The organism is Mesorhizobium sp. M2C.T.Ca.TU.002.02.1.1, from assembly GCF_003997225.1.
Genome location: NZ_RZTO01001104.1, coordinates 1 through 1,601 on the forward strand (window position 1 = coordinate 1; position 1,601 = coordinate 1,601).

Sequence of the window (1,601 nt, forward strand, 5' to 3'; positions counted from 1 at the left end):
AGATGATCCTCGCCATCGAAAGATTGGGCGACGACATGCATCGCAGGCTCGAGAACGGACCGGCATCGTCAGCCGAGATCGGTCTGTGGAAGGCGCAAATCCACCAGCTCGACCGCCGGATCGGACCGCTCGCCAAGGCCTTTTCCGACAGTCTCGGCGAGGGATCGCGCTTCATCAAGATGGCGCTGACGGCGGCCAATCTCGCCACCGCCGCGCTACTTATCCTGCTCGCCGTCTGGCGCACGCGCAAGCTGATGAAACAGCGCCAGGCATTTCAGAACGCCCTCAATGCCGAGCGCGAGCGCGCTCAGATCACATTGGCCTCGATCGGCCAGGCCGTCATCAGCACCGATGCCGAGGGGCGGCTGGACTATATGAATGCCGGAGCGGAGAGGCTGCTCGCCTGCCCGCTGGCCGCCACCAAGGGCAAACCGGTCGCCTCGTTGTTCCGGCTCGTCGACAAGGACAGCGGCGTCGAGGAGACCGATCTGATCACGCGCCTGCTCGCAGGCGAGCCGCGCCGGTCCAACGTGCGCCCGCAGCTTCTGGAGCGTCTCGACGGCTCGGTCGTGCCCGTGGCGCTGAATGGCGCGCCGTTGATCGTTTCCGGCGCGATCCTGGGGTGCGTTCTAGCCCTGCACGACATGACGCGCGAGCAGGACTATATCGAGCGCCTGTCGTGGCAGGCATCGCATGATGCGCTGACCGGGCTCGTCAACCGCCGCGACTTCGAGAACCGGCTGGCGGGCGCGATCTCCGAAGCGCCGCAAAGGCCGCGCCGGCACGCGCTGATGTATCTCGACCTCGATCAGTTCAAGCTGGTCAACGATACATGTGGCCATGCCGCCGGCGACCAGCTGCTGCGCCAGATCTCGGTGCTGCTCGCCAACGAGCTGCCGCCCGGCGACATCCTGGCGAGACTGGGCGGCGATGAGTTCGGCGTGCTGCTCTTCGATTGCGATGCCGACTGCGCCGCGGCGACCGCCGAGCGGTTGCGCGCCACGGTCCAGGATCTGCATTTCTCCTGGGATGGACGTCCCTTCAACATCAGCGTCAGCATCGGCATGGTCGAAGTCGCCAATGCAGGCATGACGCTGGAGGAGGTGCTGCGCGCCGCCGACGTCGCCTGCTACATGGCCAAGGAAAAGGGCCGCAACCGCGTCCAGCTCCATAATGACGGCGACACGGCACTTCGTGAGCGCTTCGGCGAGATGGCCTGGGTGCAGCGCCTGCATGCCGCGCTGGACGAGAACCGCTTCAGGCTGCACGCGCAGGAGATCGCGCCGCTGCGCGACGATATCGCCGAGGCAGGCGCGCATATCGAAATCCTGCTGAGGCTGACCGACGAGGACGGCAGCTTCGTCACCCCGCAGAGCTTCATTCCGGCGGCGGAGCGCTACGGATTGATGCCGGCGATCGACCGCTGGGTGGTGCGCAACACCTTCGCCATCTTGGCGGCGAGGCTCGCCGATCCGCAGGCGGTGCCGGTATCCACCTGCGCGATCAATCTCTCCGGCGCCACGTTCGGCGACGAGACGTTCCTCGGCTTCATGCGCGAGCAGTTCGCCGCGCATGCCATCGCGCCCGAAACGATCTCTGTT

General features: G+C 66.1%; 1 protein-coding gene. It reads left to right on the forward strand.

Annotation, left to right across the window (positions count from 1 at the left end; translation table 11 throughout):
* The coding region (locus EOD07_RS33790; RefSeq protein ID WP_127238295.1) for a diguanylate cyclase at window positions 1-1,601 on the forward strand (1,601 nt) is incomplete at both ends.